This is a genomic window from Leptolyngbya sp. PL-A3 (assembly GCF_039962325.1).
In the GTDB taxonomy this organism is placed as follows: Bacteria; Cyanobacteriota; Cyanobacteriia; order Elainellales; family Elainellaceae; genus Vacuolonema.
This window is the reverse complement of the sequence record NZ_JAMPLB010000050.1, coordinates 1-17,719: the sequence shown is the minus strand read 5'-3', so window position 1 is coordinate 17,719 and position 17,719 is coordinate 1. Positions and strand designations below refer to the sequence as shown.

Here is a 17,719-nt window from a genome sequence, read left to right as displayed (position 1 = left end):
CTTCATCAGGATAATTTTGTCCCACTTCTCTCAAAATCTTCGCTTTACCAGAGTTCATAGTGACTCCACTGTGTATAGCAATGTGCAAGTGCGTTAAGTACAGCAACGGTGGCGTGGGGCACAAAAGGCTCCACACCACCGTACTTAATCAGCGGTAACAGGGTTTCTGGTCTGCCATTCTTTTTGTAGAAGTAGCGGTGGGGTTTCTACTTTCACAAAAAAATTTTGATCCTTAGTGCATTAGTTCGGACAGTTTTTCTGAAACCCTTGATTTTGCGTGCGCGAAGCGCACGCAAAATCAAGGGTTTCAGAAAAACTGTCCAGAGTATTGTTAGTGTTGAAAAGCCATAGAAACGACAGCTTTTCAACACGACCCTATCAATTCTGTTTGGGTGACAAAAACGGATCCAACAAATTATCCGGTTTCTTCGAAGGAACTGGTGACGGTGCTGTTGGTGTTGTTTCGGGTGTTGACGGTTGGGGTTCCTTGCGCCATTGAAGAATAATTTGAGTCATCCACAGAACCGAAATCAAAAGCCCAACTCCTGATAAAACGAGAAGCTGAGGGGAAAAAGTTTGAGCTTGTTGGGGTAGGCGAGCCTGAGATAGGGCTTCTTTGGGATTCTGCCAGAGGTCCTTCAATCCAGAAAAACGGAAGGTAGAAGTCCGAGGTTGGCCCAGGCGACCAAGGCGTTCAGCTTTAGCGTCCCCAAAAGAGCTACTTCCTTTTCCTGCGCTACTTTTGCGACGGTAGTAGTGATAGTTGTAGGTGTTGTAGTGGTTGGCGGGTGGGGGCTGCACACCATTGGCAATGATACCCAGGAGATTCACAGGAGAAAGGTTGAGCGTTTCAATGGTCTGCGCCAAGTCAGTGCGCCGGGTTTTGCCGATAGCTGTGACAAGCATCATGCCATCGGCATGGGCGGCTAGCAGGGGAGTATCGGCAAAGCCCAGAATGGGTGGCATATCGTAAATTACCAGGCTGTAAATACCTTGTAATCGCTCCATTAGGGCTCGCATACGGCGGGAGGAAAGCAGCTTCGTTGGATCTGGAGGATTTGAACCAGCCGTCAGAACATGCAGATAGGGCTCCCCTTCAACCCCCCGGATCAGGCTACCCAGTTCGGCATTATTGCTCAGAACATCACTCAAGCCACGCAGGTTAGCCAGGTTTAGCCGTTCATGAACCTGAGGACAACGCAAATCGGCATCCACGAGCAACACCCGTTGCCCCATTGCCGCCGCTGCTTTTGCCAGGTGGGTTGCGACGGTCGATTTGCCCTCTGTTGGTGAGGGGGAACTGATCACCACTGAACGAATTGGGCTATCGGAACCGAGAAACCGTAAGTTAGCGTAAAGGGATCGGAAAGCTTCTGCAAAGGGTGAGGCAATGTAGTAGTCACGAGGATAGTGGTTGCTATCGCCCTGGGCTTGAGTTGGAACAGACTCAGAAGCCGCCTGGGGAACCGTGACGACCTCAAGTTCTTCCTCAGCCCTTGCCAAAGGCACGCTGCCCAGAATAGGTAGACGGGTCAGTGCCTTGATGTCATCGGTGGAGTGCACGACTCGATCTAATTTGTCAGCAACGAGCGCAGCAATGCCTCCCAGAATGAAGCCTGCGATCGCCCCCATCATCAAACTACGCGGCACATTGGGCGACACCGGCTGGCCCGCCACGGATGGTGCGGCAATCAGTTCCCACGGCACCGACTTTTGGGCAGCATCAATCTGTAGGGTCTCGCGGGTCGTCAGAAAACGGTTGAGGCTATCGGTTGCTACAGCTAGCTCCCGTTGCAGCTCAGTGTATTGCCGTGCCAGCGCAGGAACAATAGCGAACTCTTGCTTCAAGCCCGTGTCAACCTGAGTCAGCGCATCACTACGGGCTTCCAGTTGGCGCACTTCATTCGCAGTTTTGATCAGTTGGCGCGTCAGTTCTAGCGAGGTGGGGGTAAGGTTGCCAGTGGCACCGCTACTATCAGAAAAGGTTTGAATGACGCGATCGGCTTCCTGGTCAAGCAACGGCAAGAGGCTGGCCCGTTCGTCTTCCAGTACCATCACATTGGGGCTATCCGGTTGAAAACGAGCTGACTCGGTAGCGATTTTGGCTTCCAGCTCGCGCAGTTGGGTGAGAAGCGCCTGATAACGGGGCGACTCGCTGAGGCTGGAGGCGGCCAGAGCTTGCTGATCATTAAACCCCAGTTGGTTTTGCAAGCTGTTGTAGAGCGATCGCGCCTCGGTCAAAGCTGTTTGGGTTTGCTGCCGCTGTTTCTCCACCTCGCTAATGAAGTCGGACAGTTCATCTCCCCGCTTCTCCGGGTCAATCAGGCTATATTCCTGACGGAAGCGTTCCAGGCGCGATTGTAAGCTATCGACGCGATCGCGCAACTCAGGCAACTGCCCATCGACAAACTGAATCCCCTGGCGCAGGCTACTCTGCCGCTGTTCAAAGCTGTAATCTAAAAACTCTTGAGAAAGTGCATCCAGGACTACCTGAATCCGCTCTGGGTCGGAGTTCAGGAAGCTCACAGATAGCACTTTCGTATCCCGTAATCGGGTAATCTGCAGATCCTGCAGCAACATACCGTAGCTGAGCCCAGGATCCTCGCGCTCTAGCTTCTCCGCGATTGGCTTTAACAGAGCCGGACTGCGCAGTACCTCAATCTGAGTGGAATAGTCAAAGGCTGGGGAAATAGGCATTTCCCCTTGCAACAGCTCGCGGGATGGATCATCCAGAGCCACTGGCTCTACAAGGACACGAAACTCCCCCCGATAAATGGGTGTACGGGTCAGCGTCCAGGCAGCCATCGTAAGGGTGACGGCGATCGCGACCCCACCAAATAAATAGCGACGCCGACGAATAATCTGGAACCACTCTGCCAGTTCATTTTCTTCCTTCAAGTTCACTGGAGTGCTGCCTGTGGGAAGGTAGCTGCTTCTCGGAACATGACCATTCTTGTCAAAAGACGTTGAATCGGATTCGACTGGCATAGCTGCCCCATTCACGACTGATCTCAGGCTGAGGGTCTTTTGGCTCCGCTGCTTGCCAGGGGCTATGACAGGGCAAAACGGAGGTAGAACCGACGCCTAAAATTCCAGAATCTACACATTGTTATTACGCTGTTTTCCAGGCAGAACCGAACAGTTTGTCAAAAAGGTAACCAGAATCACGATTTTGAATGCTTGAAAAGCGCTCTAACTAACGCGACACTCGCAATACCATCAGTTCGAGCTAAGGGGGGGTTTGAGGCTCGAACTCGGATAACCTACGACAAATTCTAGAGTTGCTCAATTCCGAAACCCTTTATCCTGTAATGAGGATGCTTGAAGCAGGTTTTCTGAGTGCTTTCATCAGAACTAGAATTTTGCATCTTTCAACCATCCTCTAAAAGACCTGTGTTATAAAAGCTTTTCGGCATGAATACTCCTGAGCTGTCGTCCCCATCCAAATCTCTCACCCTTGCTGTTGTCGGAGATGTCCATGATCAATGGGAGGCCCAGGATGAGCGGGCCTTGAAGCATCTGGGAGTTGATCTGGTTTTACTGGTGGGGGACTTTGGCAACGAGTCAGTGGAGGTGGTGGAGGCGATCGCCCACATGTCCATTCCCAAAGCCGTCATCCTCGGCAATCACGACGCCTGGTACACCGCTACAGAATGGGGCCGACAAAAGTGCCCCTACGATCGCACTAAAGAAGACCGCGTTCAACGCCAGTTAGATTTGTTAGGCCCAACCCACGTCGGCTATGGCGTTCTAGATTTTCCTGAGTTAGGGATTTCGGTGGTGGGTGGTCGGCCCTTTAGCTGGGGCGGTTCAGAGTGGAAATATGAGGCGTTTTACCGTCAGCGCTACCAGGTGCACAGCATGGCTGAGTCGACGGAGCGTATCATTGCCGCTGCCGCTCAAGCCACCCAGGAAAACCTTATTTTCATTGGCCATTGCGGCCCCTTTGGCTTGGGTGATGCCCCCGAAGACCCCTGTGGTCGTGACTGGAACCCCCTGGGCGGCGACTTTGGCGATCCCGATTTGGCAGAGGCGATCGCCCACACCCGCAGCCTGGGCAAGCACATCCCCCTAGTCACCTTTGGGCACATGCATCATAACCTGCGGCATCGGCGCGATCGATTGCGCCGTCCTACCCATCTTCAAGACGGCACCTTTTATTTGAATGCTGCCGCCGTCCCTCGCATCATTGAGGCCGAGGACGACTGTTTCCGTAACTTCTCCCTGGTCACCCTGAAAGACGGGGTGGTAAGCCACGCTTCTATGGTGTGGATTAATCAAGACCTAGGAATTAAGTCAAAACAGGTATTGTACTTTGCTGACGCCCCGGCCATTGCAGGTTAGTATAAGTAGATAAACCTATTACCAACTTCCTCAAGGCTGAAATTTCAGTAACCTTTTGAAACGCCCCTCTTGAGCCATGTCAATTTTTGTGTGCGGGCTTCGATCCCATCCAAAAATTAAACTCAAGATTTTGAGAGGTTTCTGCCACTTTTTAGGATGTCTAAACAGGGCGCTGAAAACACGTCTCAAAACGGGAGTAGGGTTTGGTTTGGTTAGAAGTTGGTATAAGATGAAGGAACACCTGGAGAGGTGGCAGAGTGGTCGAATGCGCTCGACTTGAAATCGAGTGTACCGAAAGGTACCGTGGGTTCGAATCCCACCCTCTCCGTTCCTGTTCCGCGACGTTGAACTAAACCCCTGAGTTCTTATCTCTTCCATCTTCAAGTTTATAGTCCATAGCATTCGCTTTAATCGGTTAATGCACCATTCATGCTGTAAGGAAGGTGCCTGATGCATTATTTAGTCTGGTGGGCGATCGCATTCCTATGCTTTGCATTCGGGTTTCGTTCTAGAGAAGAAGTGCTCCGTCTGACAGGAGCGGGAGTGGGAAGCATGGTTGGGCTTTACGGCCTGACTGCGGCTCCCGTTGGGATTCAGTTAACGATTGAATCTCTGGCATTAGTGTCCATATCCACGCTATATCTACGACGTAATCAGTACTTGTAAAAACTCCAAACCGGAACACGATTAAAAAGCCGCGCGATGCGCGGCTTTTTAATCGTATGACCGAACCCGATTGCGTCAGACCATACCAAGCAAGACGTGAGCACCACGCTTCCGTGGAGCAGAAGTTTGGCTATGGTAAGGAGAGGTGTGTGCTGAGCATCCACCTCCCCTCTATAAACCAGAACCATTAGCCCCCACAGATTTCTGTTATGACACGTCCCGGCAAATTAACTTATCCTCAAACGCGTACTGTTGATCAGATCGATGACTACTTTGGCACGTCTGTTGCTGATCCCTATCGCTGGCTTGAAGATGACCACTCTGATGAAACCGCCGCCTGGGTTGCTGCCCAAAATGAGCTAACCTTCGGCTATTTGGATAATATTTCCTATCGTGCTTCACTCAAAGCCCGATTGCAGGAGCTTTATAACTATCCCCGTTACTCGGCACCCTATCGACGAGGCGATCGCGTCTTCTTTTTCAAGAATGACGGCCTGCAAGATCAAAGCGTTGTCTACGTTCAACAAGGCTTAGATGGCGAGCCCGAGATTCTGCTCGACCCCAACACCTTTTCAGAAGACAAGACCCTGGTTCTAACGGCCTTTTCACCATCACGGAATGGGAAATACGCCGTATATGGTTTATCCGAAGGGAGTTCCGATTGGCAAACCTATCGCATCCTCAACATTGATACTCGGGAAACCTTACCCGAAGTTATTGAATGGGTCAAAGTCTCTTCTCCTGCCTGGTGCGGAGATGGTTTTTATTATGGTCGCTACGATGCACCCGAAGCAGGTACAGAGCTATCATCTCGCAATGAATTTCATAAGGTTTTCTATCACCGTTTAGGGACGCCACAATCAGAAGATCAATTAATCTACGAAGACCCTGAGCATCCTCTAAGGTTTCACATGGCCCGTACCACCGAGGATGAACAATATGTCATTCTTTACATCTCCGATCGCGGTCAAGCGAAGTTAGGAAACGCTATCTACGTCAAGAACTTAGCGACGGGAGATACAGAATTTACCCCTATTGTAGATAGCATCACCGATGAAACCTACGGTGTTGTTGATAATGTAGGCGACTCTCTTCTCATCTCTACGAATAAAGATGCACCCAATGGTCGACTCATTCTAGTAGACCCCCAAAAGCCCACGGAGGAGCACTGGCAAACTATTCTGCCAGAACGACCGGAACCCCTGCGAGATGTGGATACTGCTGGCGGCAAAATATTTGCCTCCTATCTGCAAGATGTCTCAACCCGAGTCTATGTTCATAGCCTGACTGGGGAACTGGAAAACGAAATTCTTCTTCCAGAACTGGGAACAGCGGGTGGCTTTGGTGGGCAGAAAGATGATGACTTTGTGTTCTACACTTTCACCTCCTTCACAACACCCGGCACCATCTATCGTTACGACATTACAACCCAACACTCCACTGTTTTTCGTGCCCCTGAACTCACCTTTGACCCCAGCCAATTTGAAACCCAACAGGTGTTCTACCCCAGCCCTGATGGAACTCGAATCCCGCTATTTTTGATCTCTAGGAAGGGGATTGAGCGGAACGGGAAAATTCCTACCTATTTGTACGCCTATGGCGGATTTAATGTGGAGATTTTGCCGAGCTTCAGTGCGAACCGGATTGCCTTGTTGGAACAGGGGGTGATGGTGGCGATCGCCAATATTCGAGGGGGTGGCGAATACGGTCGCACTTGGCACGAAGCTGCCATTCGCGAGAAGCGCCCCATCGCTTTTCAAGACTTCATCGCCGCCGCTGAGTATTTGATAGCTGAAAATTACACGAATCCCGATAAGTTGGCGATCGAAGGTCGCTCTAACGGTGGCTTACTAATGGGTGCTGTGATGAACCAACGGCCCGACCTGTTTAAGGTGGTGCTGCCGGGGGTAGGCGTGATGGATATGTTGCGCTTCCACAAATTCACCATCGGTTGGAACTGGATTGCCGAGTATGGCTCCAGCGACAACGAAGCGGATTTCCCCTACCTCTACAGCTACTCGCCCCTGCACAACATCCGCTCGGATGTGCCCTACCCGGCTACGCTGATCGTGACCGCTGATCATGACGATCGCGTCGTGCCTGCCCACTCTTTTAAGTACGCCGCTACTCTTCAAGCGCAACAGTCTGGGTATGCCCCCGTCTTGATTCGCATTGGCACTAAATCAGGCCACGGGGCCAGCAACCTCACCAAAGCCCTGGAGGAAACCTCAGACATCTACGCCTTCATCTTCCATCACCTGGGCGTAGAACCAACGTTTGCCTGAGCTCAGAGTTACGCCCTGCTAGCCAACCTGATTCGCTAATGGTCGGTATGGCAGCATGGGTTTCAAACATAACGTTGGTTTTGCATGGGCATGCTCCTGCAACAACATCATCATTGTTTCGCCTAAGCTAAAGCGAGAACTGCGTCTATTCCAGAGATTCCCATGCACATTGAAACGCTCGCTATCCATGCCGGACGACAAGCTGACCCCACAACTGGAGCGATCGCCCCTCCTCTCTACCTCTCCACCACCTTCGAGCAGGAACCCAATCGGGGCCTCTTATACACCCGCAATAACAACCCCAACCGCACCATGTTGGAGGAGTGCCTGGGGGCTCTGGAAGGTGGCGAAGTGGCGATCGCCTTCTCCTCAGGCAGTGCCGCCACCGCCAGTGTGTTCCAGGCTCTCCGTCCCGGTGACCATGTGATTGCTCCCAATGATGCCTACACGGGCACAACAGCAATCTTGCGATCGCTTCTGCAACCCTGGGGGCTAGCCGTTAGTTTTCTGGATATGACGGATCTGGAAGCGGTGCAGTCAGCGGTACAGGACAATACCCGACTAATCTGGATTGAAACACCATCCAACCCAATGTTAAAGGTGGTGGATATTGCAGCGGTAGCGGCGATCGCTCATCATGCTAACGCTCTTTGTGTCTGCGATAACACCTGGGCTACCCCACTATTGCAACGTCCGTTTGAGCTGGGGGTCGATCTGGTTGTCCATTCCACCACTAAGTATTTAGGCGGCCACAGTGATGTACTGGGAGGCGCAGTTATTGCCAGGGTAGATTCAGATACCGTTCAGCAAATTCGGCAAATTCAGGTCACAGCGGGAGCTGTTCCCTCGCCGTTTGATTGCTGGCTGCTACTGCGGGGTATCCAGTCCTTGCCCTACCGAATGCGGGGTCATTGCGAGAATGCTATGAAGTTGGCAACGTGGTTGGGCCAGCATCCGGGGGTGTCTGCGGTGCACTATCCAGGGTTGGAGGGGAATGCGGGGTATGCGATCGCCCGCAAGCAAATGACCGACTTTGGTGGCATGCTATCCGTCCAAATTCGGGGAGGGCGTGAGCAATCCTTAAAGCTACTGGATCATCTACAAATCTTCCAGCGAGCTACCAGCTTGGGAGGTGTGGAAAGTCTAATTGAACATCGTGCTACAACGGAAGGCCCCGACACCACTACCCCTGATGATCTGCTCCGCGTCTCTGTGGGCTTGGAACATCCCAGCGATCTGATTGCTGATTTGGAGCAAGCATTTCAGAAGATTCAATAAATAACTCAATCAACCTCACTTTGGGATACGTTGAAGTATCGTTTTTGAGTGCATGCAGTGCATGTCAAAATGGGCACTTCAGCTCATCTTGAATTGAGGTTATCTACTACGTAGCAAAATGCCTTAGCTCCCCTAAATCCCCTATGGAAAGAGGGTTTTCTGGCTCAAAGGCCCTCTTTCCATAGGGGATTTAGGGGGATCGATATCTGTTGAAGCTGTTCAACTTGTATTGGTATCAGAACTCACTTTATGCTGTTATTTAGCACCTGAAGTAGAGCGATTTTTAAGTTTCGTAATAGGTTCTCAAGACTTTCCGGACTCGAAAATTATTCGATTGAAACAACTATGAACTTTTGAATAAATCTTTTCCTGGCTTCCAGATGCAAGGTAAGCAAATGATAGAAAAAGATTACTTACCTCTATTTCTACTGAAGCCAGGACTAAAGGGTGCTTGAATGTTATTTTTTGGTGTCGTATGGCACAGAAAAACACTTCTATTGAAGGGTATTTAACACACTCTATATGCCAGTCAGTCGATTGTCTCGAAGAGTGCCTTTAGAACCACGAATTTTAGACACCCATAAACCACCGATAAGAATAAAAACTTTCCCCCAGCAAGATGCAGTTAAGTGCCAGATCTATTGCCTATAGGAGCTGAGAAGCGATCGCAAACCAACCTTCCTGTCACATATGCCAGTATACTACTATCTTGTAATCCAATTGTAGGAGTGGCATAGTTCACTAGGACGAACCCATTCGGGTGATGGTTTTATCTATATATCCCAGGCGTTATCGAATCCCAGGCGATTACGAATCATGAACACATTCCCCATTGGTTTTCAGCTTGGGCTGCCGACTGCATAAGAGTCAATAGCACTCGGTGGTTCTCGCATCAATCTTGGTCATTAGAGGCCCCCTAAAAATGAGTGAGAACTTCTTCTTACAGGCCATTGTCGAGTCTTACCCCGATGGAATTTTGATTGTCAACAATCATGGCTTAGTGGTTGCCGTCAATCAAAGTGCTCGTCAGATTTGCAAGCATTTGGATTCTGACGGACTGCCCGAGAGCCAGGTTCCCCCATCCATCTGGCGTATTTGCCGCTCCCTGTTTGAGAACCGCGACGAGTTCGGCGATCTTCCTATTATTATCGAGGATCGGATTGACCTTCTGCCCGTCGGTTATGTGCGCGTGCGCGCTCAATGGTTCATTCCAGATGCTACGAATCCCTGCATTATTGTCACCCTCGAGGACACCTTGCAAAATGCCCGTAGCCTCGTTAACGCAGAGAAGCGCAAGTACGGTCTAACAGAACGTGAAATGGAAGTGCAATTGCTTCGTCAGGTGCAATGCACCTATGAGTCCATTGCACAGCAGCTTCACATCACCGTAAATACGGTGAAGAAGCACGTTAAAAGCATCAACATGAAACGCAGCGCATCTCTTTACTCCTCTGACCATACGGTCTAGAGAGTATCTGTCGTATTGGTTTTTCGTGCCCGCGTGGCGCGAGAAACCAACATTTCAAAACCAATTCAAATTTGATGGCGATCGCCCCCCGATTGTTTGAACCGTGCTTCTACTGGCCCCCTTCAAACAATCCCTGAAGCTAGACGCCATAGCTAAGCGTGCGCCGGGATGCTTTTGGTTTAAAAGCATCCCTTTTCTCTGATCGGCACGGTTCATCAGACGGATCCTTAGCGATCGGGCATCTCATAACCTGCCATTTTTTTTGTGATGGTCGCCTTGCCAACACCACAAAAAGAATGGCAAGTTGTTTTATTTGTGATCCTTAGGAGATTTCCAGATAAGAACTTCCCCATTATTTGGAAAAAAGGCGCGGCTTCGCCGCGCCTTTTTTCCAAATAATGGGGATATTGTTTCTCAGAAATCTCCTTAGCGATCGCTCCCCAATCGATAGCCCTTCCCATACACCGTATGGATCAACGGTGGCTCTCCTGCTGCTTCGATTTTTCGCCGGAGGAGACGAATCTGGGCCGCTAATGCATTACTGCTGGGTTTTTCTTCAGGCTGCCAGAGGTACTCTGAAATCTGGTCATGGGTCAACAACTGGTTGGGATGGCGCATGAAATACGCCAGTAAACTGGACTCCTTATCGGATAGCTCGATAGAACGGCCGGCGCGGTAAGCCAGTTGATTATCGACGTCTAATTCCAGGTCTTCCACTCGCAGGCGAGCATCAACAGGAACGCTAGGTTCCAGAGTAGGGGGTCGCCGCAGCAGTGCCCGCACTCGCGCTAACAATTCCCGTAGCTCAAACGGCTTCACGATATAGTCGTCCGCTCCGGCATCCAGCCCCAGAACCCGATCGTCAACAGTGTCCTTCGCGGTGAGGAAGAGGACAGGGGTGCGATCGCCCCGTTGTCGCAACTGCTGGCAAATTTCCAGGCCACTCATCCCCGGCAACATCCAGTCGAGAATCAGCAGGGCATAACCATTTTCTTCCGCTAACTGGCTTCCTGTCGTTCCCTCATGCACCACATCCACCACATACCCCTCCCGCTGCAAAATGCGGCTCAGGGGGTCGGTTAGCTCGGCTTCGTCATCGACGAGAAGGATACGCATAAGGTCTAAAACCGCCCATCCCACGTCCCCAGCACCGGAACCAGCGAATATTCCTTGCGTACCAAAGCTTCAAAGGCCAGGTGACGCACGGAGTAATTGTCTTTTTCTTCCAGTTCCATTTCGGCCAGGGTACGATTGCTCCCATTCGGGATAAAAATCGTTTCCCAACTATAGCCATTGTTACCACGCGGTTCCGTGGCGATCGTGCCCTCGACCGTGCCGACGTAAATGTTCATTTCGCCGTTATAAGTGGCAAGGACGGTTTTCGCGCGGGCGGTGCGTTCTTCAAAGCCGTGCATCATTTCACAGATGCCGCGATCGCCCGACCGTTGCATAAACCACTTCACCAAGGCACCTGGCAGACCGTTCCAGGCATCAATATAAAGCCCGGTGTCGTCTACCATCACCGGGCGGCGGAGTACTCCATAGGCGTACTTCACCTTGTGGACGGCAACCTCTTCCACATCAACGGATTGTAGTTCAGGGAGATCCAGACCGTAATGCTGGAGTTTTCGTCCCAGATACCGTTCAGCTTCCGCCAGCTTTTTCTGAGAATGGGTGACAAACAGAAACGTGTGCATTTAGGGAATAGGGACTGACCGAAGTAAGCGTTCAACCACCGCCTTGGCCCGGTTGCCTCCCGAAGGAATAATCCGGTGCGCTAGAACGTAGGGAGCCAGAAACTTCACGTCATCGGGGATGGCGTAGTCTCGTCCTTCCAGGAAAGCCAGTGCTTGGGTCGCCCGATATAGCGCAACCGTACCCCGTGGGCTCGCGCCCAGCACCACATCCTCATCCTGGCGAGTGGCCCTTACTAGATCAAGAATATAGTGCTGTAGCGATGTTTCAACGCGAACTGTGGCACAAAGTCGCTGAAGTGCTTGTACTTCCTCAAGACTAATGCACGGTTTTAATTCTCTTATGGTGGGGCTCTGATCTTCTAATCGATTGAGCATTTGGAGTTCCTCAACTTCCGTGGGGTAACCCAAACTGAGGGAGAGGGCAAAGCGATCCATCTGCGCTTCCGGCAGGGGGAACGTGCCCTGATATTCCACCGGGTTCTGGGTTGCAATCACGAAAAAGGGCGTCGGTACGAGGCGAGAATTACGGTCTACGGTGACCTGCTGTTCCTCCATCACCTCGAGCAAAGCCGACTGGGTGCGAGGCGTCGCCCGGTTAATCTCATCAGCCAGCAACACGTTAGTGAACACGGGCCCAGGCATAAACTCGAAATTGCCGCTGCTGGGATTCCAGATATTCGTCCCCGTGATGTCCGTGGGTAGCAGGTCAGGGGTACATTGAATGCGGTGAAACTCGCCATCAATGGAACGGGCTAGAGTTTTCGCCAGCAAAGTTTTTCCCACACCGGGCACATCTTCTAGTAGGGCGTGCCCCCCTGAAAACAGAGCCACCAAAACCAGGCGGATTGCCTCCGATTTTCCCACAATAGTTTGGCCGAGGTTCTGAATCAGCGGTTCAATACGTTCTCTCATGGGTTAGCCCTTTGGCAACACGGGAATAGCTCCATCATGACCAGTATTGGCTGGAAATGAAAAGAGTTTCTACCAGACAATCTCCTACTTCCGGCATAGGGACCCGGATTCAGACACAAATTCAACACCCGCTCGGTTGGAATGCTCTAAAGCCCTTTTGGTATGAACGTGACGCGTGCACCGGGCTTGCAGCATCCCTAGGCCAATGAGGTACGAGAGATGGATGTGAGACTTCGTCTCACATCCATCTCTCGTACCTCATCAGCTCGGAAAGATTGGTATGAAAGGGGTTCTCAATAAAACTATCTCAGGTACGAATACTTGAGGTTGGGAGAAATTCTCTAGGCATTTCGATTTCATCCCGAATTCATTTTTTTACGGCATAGTAAAGCAGGTATGTTTTTCAGCTAACCCTTTGATTGACGGTTCCTATGCGCTCTAAATCAATCTTTGGCGCCTTCGCGCTCTTGATGTCTTTGTCTGCCATATCTCCCACTCTGACAGCTTGCGCAAAGCAGATGGATCATGGCAGCGGCATGGGTACGACAGAATCCCCAACGACAACGGACCACGGAAGCTCCGGCAGCGCAGAATCCTCGACTGCTATGAGTCACGATATGGGCGACATGGACTTGGGACCTAAAGATGAAACCTTTGATCTACGGTTCATCGACGGCATGATTTTGCACCATCAAGGGGCAGTTGCGATGGCCGAAGATGCGCTCGAACATTCCAACCGTGACGAAATTCGCCAGCTTGCCCAGGCGATCGCAGCAGTCCAACAAACTGAAATTGAGCAAATGCAACAGTGGCGGCAGGCCTGGTATCCCGACGCTGGCCCAGAACCCATGATGTACCACGCTCAGATGGGGCACATGATGGAAATGTCTGAGGAGATGAAAGCTGCCATGATGATGAACGTGGATCTGGGAGCCGCAGACGAGGAGTTTGATCTACGCTTCCTAAATGCCATGATTCCTCACCATGAGGGTGCATTGGAGATGGCCGAGCAAGCTTTAGAGCGGAGCGATCGCCCTGAGATGCAAGAGCTCGCTCGCAATATCCTTTCCAGCCAGCAGCAGGAAATTGACCAGATGAACCAGTGGAAGAAGGATTGGTACGGTCAATAATGTTTAGTTTGGTTGTGGAGTGCAGGCCACAGCCAAACTGTCTCTACTCAACGTTGGGCAGTTCTCTCACTTGTGCAGTTTGCGGACTGAGAGCTGCCCAGCCTCATATAGACAAGCATGAACTATTGCTCTTCGCCCTGCTTTACGGGTTTATGACGGCGTTCAGCCCATTTTTCAGCTTGGGCAGTGGCAATGGCAATCGCCCGCCCTTCCTCGTAGCCCTCATCTAATAGAGCATTGGCAATATCAATGGCTTTACCCCGCACTTCAGAGGTCAAATTCTTCATGGAGGCGGGGTAATCTTTAGAATTCCAAGGCATAATTCGATACGAGTATCAACACTATCAACCTATCTTTTTAGGCATGCGAAGAAATCTACCGGATAGGATGTTTAAGCAATCGTTTTTATCAATAGTTTTTTGTTAGTTTTGCGGGTTCTGATACCGAAACTCAATCGATAAATTCAATTCGTGAAGTAGCACCTATTTGAAACTCATCACGGAAAAACAAATAACTGTTTACTGCTATATAACCTCCATAGAAAAGCTGAGCTGAATTTTAATTGTTCAGCTCAGCTTTTTAGTTTTTGGCTTGAGGATGCTTGCAATTTTGGCAAGGTCAAGAAGGGTTTGATTTTCGTACGCTGAGCGTACGAAAATCAAGGTATTAACTATCTATTAGATCAGACCCAGCCAGTGCATGAAACCTTGACCAGTGGTCAATTCAACCAGGATGGCGGCCAGGAAGCCGAGCATCGCTAGACGGCCATTCCACAGTTCAGCAGTGGGGTTAGAACCGAATTCAAACTTGGTGCCGAATTCGCCATACTTGCGCTGAAACTGATTTTCGTAACCGGTGGGGGGATTCTGAGGTCCGGAAGTCATGGATTCATCTCCTTAATGTTGGTTCGGGTTAAACCGCTCATGTGGTAGCGGCGCCCTGTGCTTGTGCTTTACATGAACAAATGTAACGAATTCCCTTTCGATTTATGGTCTATCAATAGTAGTGGGTTGGGAAAAAGTTTGACTCGTCTTTCGAAAGGGATTGAAATGTTAGCTGAAAACACTTTTTCGGCTAAATTTTCTAACGGTTACAATCGCTACTTTATTAACTTTGAGCGAACCCTTCATTAGTCTCTAAGAGATTTGATCATAGCAATCTAAAATTATTGCTCAGTTATGCTAGTAGAGTGATTTCATTCAGCAATATAGATAGAATAATCAGCTATTTTTAATATACTCATAAGTATTTGTTATGGCGCTTACAATTTGATGGATAAAATTTATGTCTATAACAGTGGAAGCCGCTACAAACAGGCTCAAACTAGCCTCTACCCCTACATTTAATATTTGCCCTTCAAAGGCTTTTCGATGGCATTTAAGCACCAATGCGATAGCTCTCGATAATTGATAGCCAGGCTGCCTTCGTTTAGAGATATGGAGTGCAAAGCGCTTCACACCTTTAAGTAACCCAAGGTCGGGTAAGGGTGTTTTGCGCCCACCAAAATGGGCACTTCAGCTTATCTCGAACTGCGGTTAGATAACGCGATACTAGTACGCTGAGGCGGAAATCCATCACCTATGTTTTTGTGTAGGGTGCTTCGCACCCTACACAAAAACATAGGTTGCGAACTTAGGCCGCAGCCTACTAGCCATAAGCAAGCGTGAAGCCGGGCAGCAACCTCCAGCGAAAGGACTCAAAGCAGAAAGGAGGGCTGCAACTTGTTGTACTGGCATCTTGAGGAGACCTGGCTGAAGGACTGCGATCGCCAGATTGGAAAAGCTGGGATCGGAGCGTTCAGATTCTACTTGTTTCAGCACTATTCGCCTATAGCTATAGCATTTAATGTTCCAGCTGACAGATGAAGCCTGAAACCGCAATCTCTAAGCTTTGGACAGAGCTTTATAAAGGCTTTTGACATCTGCTCTATAAGGAGTTAGCTATGCAACGTTTGCGCGAGTTATTTCAGCGGCTATCCCTGGCCCGTGTTTTGCTGGTTGCCTTAATCGGGATGCTACTCATCACGACCACGGCTTGCAACACGGGTGATGTGCGAGGTGCGCGCCCCGACAATCCTCCCGTGCAAATGGGCGGGAACAATAATCCTTATAAGTCAGGTGGAGATGGTTATACCGGCTTTAAGGCAACCGAAGATCCTGCGGTAGCAAAACCTCGCTCTTAGAAGCCGTTTGAAAGGTTGATTTTTCGTGCGCTACGCGTACGAAAAATCAACCTTCTCAGAACCTCTTTAAACAGTTTTTGGAGATGAGTTGTACTCATTCATATTCAAAAGAAAAAGGGCGGCACAAAGGACCGTCCTTTTTCTTTTGAATATAGGTAGACCTTACACAGAAATCGTGTCCTGCTGATTTTGCTTAGCCCGCTTCTGCTCGTAGAACTGCATCGCAATTTGCCCCATCCCATACAACAGAGCCGCATCGCTTGTTACCCCGACGGCTGCACCTAAGCCTGGGATGAGCTCCACGAAACTCAAGCCCGATTTCAACAAGCCAGAACCGCCAGAGAACAAGCCCCAGATGGCAATTACTTCACCCCGACGTGCGGAGTCTGTGGGGGAAAAGCCATAGAGCGTGGCAATGCGGTAGACCATGTTCGCCTGCAATGCGGCTACCGCACCCAGGTCTAATGCTGACAGTAGCAGGGCAGCAGGAGGAATAAAGTTGGTCACCAAACCAATCTGAGCAGCCCGCATGGAAGAATCGGCAATCACGCGACGAACCAATTGATCGGTGGAGTCCGTGGGATGCTGGCGACGCAATTCTGCCACTTCCTGATTGACTTTTTCTACATCCACCTGGCCCAAGGCAGCCATCAACCAGCTAATACCAGGCACCTTCGTGCCCATTTTGATGAGGGGATTTTCGGCAAAGGGGGTGACAACTTTGCCAATGGTTTCGGTTGTCTGCTCAGCCCAGGTGTGAATCGCATCCGTGTTGGGTGCCATCGATTGAGTGGTCTTCTGCATGTTGGTAGCGATCGCCCGAGGCACACTCATCGCGGCGATGAGCGCCTCCTGGGTCACATCCATCAAAAAGTCTTGCAATTTGTTATTCATGGTGGAGTCTACTTTGGAGGCTAGGTCATACCCTCACGGTAAAGACTCAAATGCGGGATGGCGTCTACCTTTCTGTAGGAATATCCCCTCTGTAGCATGGCAGTTATCATCACCTGCCCGAAACATGCCATACTCTGATTTAGCTTTTACCTCTCGAAAGCTTGATGGATAAAGGTTTCAAGAGGTAAAAGGCAGATATTCATTCTCCTTGTGTGTGATGGGTTCAACACATCCCGATTGGCAATTCGACGATCGCTTCCTTGAGATGCGGAGCCGCTGGTTCACTCTGATCGGCGAACACTGGCATGACCATCAAGGCACTCCGCTGGAATACTGGCGAGTCGAACGGGCACATTCTGTCGTTATCATCCCCATCCAGGCTGGGCAATTCCTCCTGCCACCTGCGCAGTTTCGCCCCGGCGTCAAACACGCAACTTTGGATTTTCCGGGAGGTCGATTACTGGAAGGAGTCCCAGCCGACGAAGTGGCGGTACGGATTTTGGGACGCGAGTTGGGCGTGAAGGAAGGGGCGATCGCCCAACTCACCCCCATTAATCCCAACGGCTGGATCGTCAACAGTTCCTTCTCCAACCAACAGCTTTTCGGTTTCGTGGCCCATTTGACCCCAGATGTCCCCATCCCTGAATCTCAAATTGGTAGCACCTACACGGTCAACCATCAGGGAGTCCAAAACTTGTTGACAGACCTGCTATGCCTGCAATGCCGAGCGTTGCTGCTTGACTGGTGGCTGCAAACCACTAGCACAAGCTCTTAGGAGGTTTCTGCATAAGAATTTACCCAGGATGTTGGTGTTTTGGCCGCTTCGCGGGCAAAACACCCACATCCTGGGGGGTAATTTCATT

General features: G+C 50.4%; 14 protein-coding genes, 1 tRNA gene and 1 pseudogene. 9 read left to right on the top strand and 7 right to left on the bottom strand.

The features are described 5' to 3' along the window. Positions 1-378 precede the first annotated feature (378 nt). Positions 379-2,988, bottom strand: a complete 2,610-nt coding sequence (locus NDI52_RS26005; protein ID WP_190775696.1) for a polysaccharide biosynthesis tyrosine autokinase — start codon at positions 2,986-2,988, stop codon at positions 379-381. Between the two features lie 426 nt (positions 2,989-3,414). On the opposite strand from NDI52_RS26005, the gene NDI52_RS26000 reads away from it, so the two are divergent. From NDI52_RS26000 to NDI52_RS25975, 6 genes are all read left to right on the top strand, one after another. Further along, entirely contained in the window at positions 3,415-4,344 is a 930-nt protein-coding gene (locus NDI52_RS26000) for a TIGR04168 family protein (protein WP_190775697.1), read from the top strand. Between the two features lie 243 nt (positions 4,345-4,587). Next, positions 4,588-4,672 (top strand) — tRNA-Ser (locus tag NDI52_RS25995). Between the two features lie 122 nt (positions 4,673-4,794). Beyond that, positions 4,795-5,010, top strand: coding sequence for a hypothetical protein (locus NDI52_RS25990; RefSeq protein ID WP_190775698.1), 216 nt, complete (start codon positions 4,795-4,797; stop codon positions 5,008-5,010). Positions 5,011-5,219: 209 nt separating this feature from the next. Next, positions 5,220-7,295: a prolyl oligopeptidase family serine peptidase gene (locus NDI52_RS25985; RefSeq protein WP_190775699.1), complete on the top strand. Its 2,076-nt coding sequence runs from the start codon at positions 5,220-5,222 to the stop codon at positions 7,293-7,295. Between the two features lie 162 nt (positions 7,296-7,457). Beyond that, complete coding sequence (locus NDI52_RS25980) at positions 7,458-8,573, top strand: aminotransferase class V-fold PLP-dependent enzyme (protein WP_190775700.1); 1,116 nt, start codon at positions 7,458-7,460, stop codon at positions 8,571-8,573. Between the two features lie 922 nt (positions 8,574-9,495). Further along, positions 9,496-10,041 carry a helix-turn-helix transcriptional regulator gene (locus NDI52_RS25975; RefSeq protein WP_190775701.1) on the top strand — a complete coding sequence of 182 codons (546 nt, stop codon included), beginning with the start codon at positions 9,496-9,498 and terminating at the stop codon, positions 10,039-10,041. A 426-nt stretch (positions 10,042-10,467) separates the two neighbouring features. On the opposite strand, the gene rppA is transcribed toward NDI52_RS25975, so the two are convergent. Genes rppA through NDI52_RS25960 form a run of 3 tightly spaced genes read right to left on the bottom strand, consistent with a single transcriptional unit; the run spans position 10,468 to position 12,650 of the window. Beyond that, positions 10,468-11,157: a two-component system response regulator RppA gene (gene rppA, locus NDI52_RS25970; protein ID WP_190775702.1), complete on the bottom strand. Its 690-nt coding sequence runs from the start codon at positions 11,155-11,157 to the stop codon at positions 10,468-10,470. A 5-nt stretch (positions 11,158-11,162) separates the two neighbouring features. Further along, positions 11,163-11,738: a non-canonical purine NTP pyrophosphatase gene (locus NDI52_RS25965; protein ID WP_190775703.1), complete on the bottom strand. Its 576-nt coding sequence runs from the start codon at positions 11,736-11,738 to the stop codon at positions 11,163-11,165. Continuing rightward, positions 11,739-12,650, bottom strand: a complete 912-nt coding sequence (locus NDI52_RS25960; protein ID WP_190775704.1) for a MoxR family ATPase — start codon at positions 12,648-12,650, stop codon at positions 11,739-11,741. A 470-nt stretch (positions 12,651-13,120) separates the two neighbouring features. Between NDI52_RS25960 and NDI52_RS25955 the strand changes: the two genes are divergently transcribed. After that, on the top strand, positions 13,121-13,780 hold the full coding sequence (locus NDI52_RS25955) for a DUF305 domain-containing protein (protein ID WP_242035711.1): 660 nt from the start codon (positions 13,121-13,123) through the stop codon (positions 13,778-13,780). Positions 13,781-13,941: 161 nt separating this feature from the next. Here the strand turns inward: NDI52_RS25955 and NDI52_RS25950 are convergent. Both NDI52_RS25950 and NDI52_RS25945 read right to left on the bottom strand, forming a co-directional pair. Next, a pseudogene (locus NDI52_RS25950) lies at positions 13,942-14,100 on the bottom strand (DUF2188 domain-containing protein); the annotation flags it as partial. Between the two features lie 357 nt (positions 14,101-14,457). Then, positions 14,458-14,664 (bottom strand): chlorophyll a/b-binding protein, encoded by a 207-nt coding sequence (locus NDI52_RS25945; protein ID WP_190775707.1) that lies wholly within the window; start codon positions 14,662-14,664, stop codon positions 14,458-14,460. Between the two features lie 1,058 nt (positions 14,665-15,722). On the opposite strand from NDI52_RS25945, the gene NDI52_RS25940 reads away from it, so the two are divergent. After that, complete coding sequence (locus NDI52_RS25940; RefSeq protein ID WP_190775708.1) at positions 15,723-15,962, top strand: DUF6658 family protein; 240 nt, start codon at positions 15,723-15,725, stop codon at positions 15,960-15,962. 162 nt (positions 15,963-16,124) lie between these two features. Here NDI52_RS25940 and NDI52_RS25935 read toward each other — a convergent pair whose 3' ends face one another. Beyond that, complete coding sequence (locus tag NDI52_RS25935) at positions 16,125-16,856, bottom strand: hypothetical protein (protein ID WP_190775709.1); 732 nt, start codon at positions 16,854-16,856, stop codon at positions 16,125-16,127. A gap of 217 nt (positions 16,857-17,073) precedes the next feature. Here NDI52_RS25935 and NDI52_RS25930 point away from each other — a divergent pair, with 217 nt between their 5' ends. After that, on the top strand, positions 17,074-17,631 hold the full coding sequence (locus NDI52_RS25930) for an NUDIX hydrolase (RefSeq protein ID WP_190775710.1): 558 nt from the start codon (positions 17,074-17,076) through the stop codon (positions 17,629-17,631). The last annotated feature ends 88 nt before the right edge of the window (positions 17,632-17,719 follow it).

Bases quoted from the DNA above. Each gene is read 5' to 3' on its own strand.
- NDI52_RS26005 (WP_190775696.1), bottom strand. From the start codon at position 2,988: ATGCCAGTCGAATCCGATTCAACGTCTTTTGACAAGAATGGTCATGTT.
- NDI52_RS26000 (WP_190775697.1), top strand. From the start codon at position 3,415: ATGAATACTCCTGAGCTGTCGTCCCCATCCAAATCTCTCACCCTTGCT.
- NDI52_RS25990 (WP_190775698.1), top strand. From the start codon at position 4,795: ATGCATTATTTAGTCTGGTGGGCGATCGCATTCCTATGCTTTGCATTC.
- NDI52_RS25985 (WP_190775699.1), top strand. From the start codon at position 5,220: ATGACACGTCCCGGCAAATTAACTTATCCTCAAACGCGTACTGTTGAT.
- NDI52_RS25980 (WP_190775700.1), top strand. From the start codon at position 7,458: ATGCACATTGAAACGCTCGCTATCCATGCCGGACGACAAGCTGACCCC.
- NDI52_RS25975 (WP_190775701.1), top strand. From the start codon at position 9,496: ATGAGTGAGAACTTCTTCTTACAGGCCATTGTCGAGTCTTACCCCGAT.
- rppA (WP_190775702.1), bottom strand. From the start codon at position 11,157: ATGCGTATCCTTCTCGTCGATGACGAAGCCGAGCTAACCGACCCCCTG.
- NDI52_RS25965 (WP_190775703.1), bottom strand. From the start codon at position 11,738: ATGCACACGTTTCTGTTTGTCACCCATTCTCAGAAAAAGCTGGCGGAA.
- NDI52_RS25960 (WP_190775704.1), bottom strand. From the start codon at position 12,650: ATGAGAGAACGTATTGAACCGCTGATTCAGAACCTCGGCCAAACTATT.
- NDI52_RS25955 (WP_242035711.1), top strand. From the start codon at position 13,121: ATGTCTTTGTCTGCCATATCTCCCACTCTGACAGCTTGCGCAAAGCAG.
- NDI52_RS25945 (WP_190775707.1), bottom strand. From the start codon at position 14,664: ATGACTTCCGGACCTCAGAATCCCCCCACCGGTTACGAAAATCAGTTT.
- NDI52_RS25940 (WP_190775708.1), top strand. From the start codon at position 15,723: ATGCAACGTTTGCGCGAGTTATTTCAGCGGCTATCCCTGGCCCGTGTT.
- NDI52_RS25935 (WP_190775709.1), bottom strand. From the start codon at position 16,856: ATGAATAACAAATTGCAAGACTTTTTGATGGATGTGACCCAGGAGGCG.
- NDI52_RS25930 (WP_190775710.1), top strand. From the start codon at position 17,074: ATGGGTTCAACACATCCCGATTGGCAATTCGACGATCGCTTCCTTGAG.